Source organism: Variovorax sp. 20P10.2.4, assembly GCF_058244205.1.
Genome location: NZ_JBZAYE010000527.1, coordinates 1 through 5,158 on the forward strand (window position 1 = coordinate 1; position 5,158 = coordinate 5,158).

The 5,158-nt window shown below is 71.5% G+C and carries 5 protein-coding genes and 1 pseudogene; 4 read left to right on the forward strand and 2 right to left on the reverse strand.

The window, feature by feature from the left end; genetic code table 11:
• The 3 genes and pseudogenes from AC27VN_RS32080 to AC27VN_RS32090 form a co-directional block, all read left to right on the forward strand.
• Positions 1–280: pseudogene (locus tag AC27VN_RS32080) on the forward strand (putative FMN-dependent luciferase-like monooxygenase); the annotation flags it as partial.
• Positions 277–909, forward strand: coding sequence for a CMD domain protein (locus tag AC27VN_RS32085; RefSeq protein WP_490879171.1), 633 nt, complete (start codon positions 277–279; stop codon positions 907–909). The pseudogene AC27VN_RS32080 and the gene AC27VN_RS32085, both read left to right, overlap by 4 nt.
• Before the next feature lie 5 nt (positions 910–914).
• Complete coding sequence (locus tag AC27VN_RS32090; RefSeq protein WP_490879172.1) at positions 915–1,523, forward strand: alkylhydroperoxidase domain protein; 609 nt, start codon at positions 915–917, stop codon at positions 1,521–1,523.
• Here the strand turns inward: AC27VN_RS32090 and AC27VN_RS32095 are convergent.
• Positions 1,520–2,458: a CysB family HTH-type transcriptional regulator gene (locus tag AC27VN_RS32095; protein ID WP_490879173.1), complete on the reverse strand. Its 939-nt coding sequence runs from the start codon at positions 2,456–2,458 to the stop codon at positions 1,520–1,522. The two genes, AC27VN_RS32090 and AC27VN_RS32095, sit on opposite strands and share 4 nt — an antisense overlap.
• A gap of 287 nt (positions 2,459–2,745) precedes the next feature.
• Between AC27VN_RS32095 and AC27VN_RS32100 the strand changes: the two genes are divergently transcribed.
• Positions 2,746–4,224, forward strand: coding sequence for a SidA/IucD/PvdA family monooxygenase (locus tag AC27VN_RS32100; RefSeq protein WP_490879174.1), 1,479 nt, complete (start codon positions 2,746–2,748; stop codon positions 4,222–4,224).
• A 78-nt stretch (positions 4,225–4,302) separates the two neighbouring features.
• On the opposite strand, the gene AC27VN_RS32105 is transcribed toward AC27VN_RS32100, so the two are convergent.
• Positions 4,303–5,158, reverse strand: an 856-nt coding sequence (locus AC27VN_RS32105; RefSeq protein WP_490879175.1) for a tripartite tricarboxylate transporter substrate binding protein, incomplete at its 5' end; no start/stop codon positions are given.

A 5,158-nucleotide genomic window follows, 5' to 3' on the forward strand; every position in this document is an offset into this window, starting at 1 on the left:
TCTCGCGGACCGCGCGGGTCCCGAGGCCCCGCTCGAGCGACTGATCGCGGCCTACGACGTGCACGTGGGAACGCCCGAGGACGTGATCGCCTCGCTCTCCGCCGACAGCACGCTCGCGCGCGTCACCGACCTCGTGTGCCAGGTGCACTCGGTCGATCCACCGCATGCGGCGATCCTGCGCTCGATCGAACTCGTCGCCACCGAGGTCGCGCCGGCGCTAGGCTGGCAGCGCGACACGGCTGCGGCACCCACCGACCTTCCTTCCCTCCAGACCTCATGACCGCCACCACCCCTCCCGTCGCCGACGTGATCGACCAGCTGGTCGGCATCGCGCCCGGCGATCCGCTCGACCGGCTGCGCGCGCAGCGCGAACAGGCGCGCCTCAACGCGCAGCAGAGTTACCTCGCGCTGTTAGCGCCCACGCCGCCCGTGCCCGAAGGGTTCGACATCGCGGACCGCTTCGCCATCGCGGCCTTCGTGACCGCGCTGCACGAGCAGCCCGAGGTCGCGCGCTTCTATGCGCAGCAACTGGCCGCGCAGCGCGCACGCGCGGGCCTGGCCGAGGCGATCGCCGACGAAGCGAAACGCGCCGCCGCCAAGGGCCCGTACGGCCGCTATCCCGCGGGCCCGCTGAGCGCCGAGGATAAGGAAGGCCCTTCCTACGCGGTCGCCGATTCGAACCGCGAAGCGCTGGGCCCGCGCCTCTCTGCCGCGCTCGTGCACGCACAGCTGCTGGTGTTCCATCCGCGCGATGCCAGCCCCACCGCGCTGCAGGCCTTGCTCGATGCCGGCTGGTCGTCCACCGGCATCGTGACCCTGTCGCAGCTCGTGGCCTTCCTCGCGTTCCAGATCCGCGTCGTCGCGGGCCTGCGCACGCTGGCGCGCCATCCCATCACTTCCGTCGACTGAACGCCATGGCCACTGAATCGACCCTGAGCTATCCGGACAACGCGCACCCCACGCGCTTCACGCAGGCGCAGCTCGAATGGCTGCCCTGGCTCGAGCCGCTGCCCGAAGCCGAGCTCACCGAGCGCCACTTCGCGGGCCTGGTGGATGCTTCGCGCGCCAAGTCGCCGTACTTCAGGCTGCTCGCGCGCGATCCCGACATCCTCGGCGCGCGCACGCGCACCGACAAGGACATCTTCTACAACCCCGAGGCCGGCCTGCCGCGCGCCGAGCGCGAACTGGCCGCGGCCGCGGCCTCGCGCCACAACGGCTGCATCTACTGCGCCTCGGTGCATGCGCGCTTCGCCACGCATTTCTCGCAGCGTTCGGATGACGTGCAGCGGCTGCTCGACGAGGGCACGACGGCCGCGCTCGGCGAGCGCTGGGACGCGATCGTCGCGGCCTCGGTGGCGCTGTCGTCCACGCCTTCGAGCTTCGGCACGGAGCACATCGAGGCATTGCGCGCGCAGGGCCTCGACGACCTCGCGATCGCCGACGTGATCCACGGCGCGGCCTTCTTCAACTGGGCGAACCGGTTGATGCTCTCGCTGGGCGAGCCGCAGCAGCCAGGCGCCTAGGCGTCGTCGGGCGGCGCCTCCGCGCTGGCGCGCGCGATCGCCTCGCGCGCCATACCGGGCGCGAAGGCATCGATGAAGGCATGGATGTAGCCGCGCAGATGCCCGCCGCGACGCACCGCGAGCTGGGTGCGGTTCTCGCCGAACAGGTGGCCCGCTTCCAGCGCGCGCAGGCGCCGGTCGCGCACCGCGTCGTAGGCCAGGTCGGCGACGATGCCCACGCCCACGCCGAGTTCCACATAGGTCTTGATCACGTCGGCATCCATCGCGGCCAGCACGATGTCGGGCGAGAGGCCATGGCGCGCGAAGGCCTCGTCGATGCGCGATCGGCCCGTGAGGCCGCTGTCGTAGGTGATGAGCGGATGGCGCGCGAGCTTCTCGATGGTGAGCGGCGCCTCGGTCAGCAGCGGATGGCCCGCGGGCGCCACCACCAGGTGCGTCCAGCAGCGACAGGAGATGGCCGCGAGCTGCGGATGGTTCTGCGGCAACTCGGTGGCGATGCCCACGTCGACCTCGCCGTCGAGCAGCATCTGCGCGATCTGGCGCGGCGTGCCCTGGTGCAGGTGCAGCCGCACGCCGGGAAAGCGCAGCCGGAACTCCTGCACCGCGGCCGGCAGCGCATAGCGCGCCTGCGAATGCGTGGCCGCGATCGACAGCAGGCCTTCTTCGCGCGCCAGGAAATCCTGGCCGGCCTGGCGCAGGTTCAGGCTGTCGTCGAGCACGCGCTCGATGATCGGCAGCAGGTGGTCGCCGGGCGAGGTGAGGCCGGTGAGCCGCTTGCCCGAGCGCTTGAACAGCAGGATGCCGAGCTCGTTCTCGAGGTCGCGGATCTGCCGGCTCACGCCGGACTGCGAGGCCTCGAGCACCACGGCGGCTTCGCTGAGGTTGAAGCCGCAGCGCACGGTCTCGCGCACGGATCGCAGTTGCTGGAAGTTCATGGCGACGGGAAGAGGCTTGTCTCTGGCGGGGGCATGCGCCTTCCGGGCGCGCACTCGGTGGGAGTGCCCGCAGGCTATCGCGCGACGATGCCGCGCGGCAAAGAACAAAAACGGATCAGCGTATGCGGATTACGTGCTTCGCGAAGGCCGCGCTCTCTTGAAGAATGAGGGCTCTTGCCTTCGAGGGTGAGTGTCTCCTGGTCGCTACGGCGATGCAGTTTCAACGGGCCCCTCGGGGCCCGTTTTTTTTTCGCGGCATCCGCCGCGCCACTCCTGTCGATCACCTCATGAGCAACGACCCCTCCACGCCCCTCGAACCGAACGACCCGCGCGACCGCTTCGCCCAAGAGGCGCTGCGCCTGCTCGGCCCCGCGCCCGCCAACTGGGTGCCGCGCCACGATGGCATCGACCACGACGTGCTCGTCGTCGGCGGCGGCCAGAGCGGTGCCGCGCTCTCCTTCGCGCTGCGCCGCGCGGGCATCGCCGAAGTCAGCGTGATCGATGCCGCGCCCGATGCGCAGCGCGCTGGCGTGTGGCTCACGCGCGCGCGCATGCACAAGCTGCGCACGCTCAAGAACCTGGTCGGCCCCGAAGGCTCGGTGAGCGCGCTGGGCTTCCAGGCCTGGTACGAATCGCGTCACGGCCTCGAGGCCTATGCGGCGCTCGACCGCATTCCGCGCACCGACTGGGCCGCCTACCTCGACTGGTTCCGCCACATCACCGCCACCGGGGTGCGTTATGGCACGCGTCTGGTCGGCTTCGAGGCGGCGGGGCAGGGCGCGGTGCCGCATTTCCGTGTGCGGCTCGAGGTCGATGGCCAGGAGCGCATCGAGACCGCGCGCAAGCTGATCTTCGCCAACGGCGTGGCCGGCAGCGGCGCGCCCTTCGTGCCCGAGCTGCTCGCGAACGCGGTGGCCAGCGGGCTCGCGGCCCATACCGGCCATGCGATCGATTTCGCGGCGCTCGAAGGCAAGCGCGTGGCCGTGATCGGCGCTGCGGCCTCGGCCTTCGACGCAGCCGCGGTGGCGCTCGAGCATGGCGCGGCCGCCGTGCACCTGTTCGCGCGCCGTGACCATCTCGCGGCCACGCCGGTGGCGCGCGTGCGCGGCTATCCGGGCCTGTACGACAACTACTTCGCGCTGCCCGATGCCACGCGCTGGCACCATGCGGCGCGCTACCGCCGCCTGGGCACCACGCCGCCGCCCGACTCGGTGCAGCGCGTGCTGGCCTTTCCCAACTTCCACCTGCACCTGGGCGCGCCGTGGCGCGGCGTCACGCAGAACGGCAACCAGCTGGTGGCCCATGTGCACGACGAGCATTTCCACTTCGACTTCGCGATCGCCGGCACCGGCTACAGCCACGAGTTGAGCGAGCGCCCCGAGCTGACCGGCATCGCCGACCTGGTGCTGCGCTGGCGCGATCGCTTCGAGGCGCCCGCGCACGAGCGCGACGACGAGCTCGCGGCCGCGCCCTACCTGGGCACGGGCCTCGAGCTGGTCGAGAAGACGGCGGGCACGGCGCCGTGGCTGCGCGACATCCACGTCTACAACCCGGGCGGCTTCGCGAGCACCGGACTGCCGCTGGGCGACGTGCCCGGCATGCGCGGCTACGTGCCGGCCATCGTGCGCCGCATCAGCGAGGACCTGGTGCTGGCCGACCTGCCGCTGCACGAGGCGCGCACGCGCGCCGAGGTGGCGCCGGACTTCGGGCCGGAGTTCTATGCGGGCGCGCTGTGGCAGGGCGAGGCGCGGTTGCAGGCGGCCTGATACCGAACCGTTCGGGCTGAGCCCGTCGAAGCCTTGCGCGGCGCTTCGACAGGCTCAGCGTGAACGGTCCTTTGGATCTCAGCGCAGCGAGATCCCCGCCGTCTGAATGGTCTTCGCATAGCGGATCCGCTCCGCCGCCAGCGTGCGCCCCAGGTCGGCCGGCGAACCGCCCGTCACCTTGAAGCCCATGTCCTCGAGCTTGGCGCGCGTCTCGGGCGCGGCGATCACGGCCTGGATGTCGCGGTTGATCTTCGCGACCACGGCCGGCGGCGTGCCGGCCGGCGCGAAGTAGCCCTGCCAGCTCTCGACCGCGAAGCCCGGCAGCCCGGCCTCGGCCATCGTCGGCACCTCGGGCAGCGCGCCCGAGCGGTAGTCGGTGGTGACCGCGAGCGCGCGCAGCTTGCCGGCGCGCACGTGGTCGGTCACGGCGGCCAGCGTGATCAGCGTGGCGTCGACATGGCCCGCGAGCACGTCGAGCGTGGCCGGGCCGCCGCCCGAGTAGGGGATGTAGTTGACCTGCGCGCCGGTCTCCTGGCCGATCATCTCGTGCGCCACGTGGGCGATGCCGCCGTTGCCCGGCAGCCCCAGGCTGATCGAGTGCGGCCGTGCCTTGGCGCGCGCGAGGTAGGCGCGGAAGTCGCCGATGCCGGTCTTCGGATTGACCACCAGGATCTGCGGATTGACCACCGCCTTGATCACCGGCGTGAAGGCCTTCTGGCCGTCGTAGGGCAGGCGGTCGAACAGGATGCCGTTGAGCGTCAGGCCCTCGCCCTGCTGCAGCAGCGTGTAGCCGTCGGCCGGCGACTTGGCCACGCGCGCGGCGCCGATGGTGCCGCTGGCACCGCCGAGGTTCTCGACCACCACCGACTGGCCCCAGCGCTCGGTCAGGCGCTCGGCGATCAGGCGCGTGAGCTTGTCGGCGCTGCCGCCGGCG

What these genes read in the sequence shown, in the direction of transcription:
- AC27VN_RS32085 (WP_490879171.1), top strand. Translation starts at nt 277, where the DNA reads ATGACCGCCACCACCCCTCCCGTCGCCGACGTGATCGACCAGCTGGTC.
- AC27VN_RS32090 (WP_490879172.1), top strand. Translation starts at nt 915, where the DNA reads ATGGCCACTGAATCGACCCTGAGCTATCCGGACAACGCGCACCCCACG.
- AC27VN_RS32095 (WP_490879173.1), bottom strand. Translation starts at nt 2,458, where the DNA reads ATGAACTTCCAGCAACTGCGATCCGTGCGCGAGACCGTGCGCTGCGGC.
- AC27VN_RS32100 (WP_490879174.1), top strand. Translation starts at nt 2,746, where the DNA reads ATGAGCAACGACCCCTCCACGCCCCTCGAACCGAACGACCCGCGCGAC.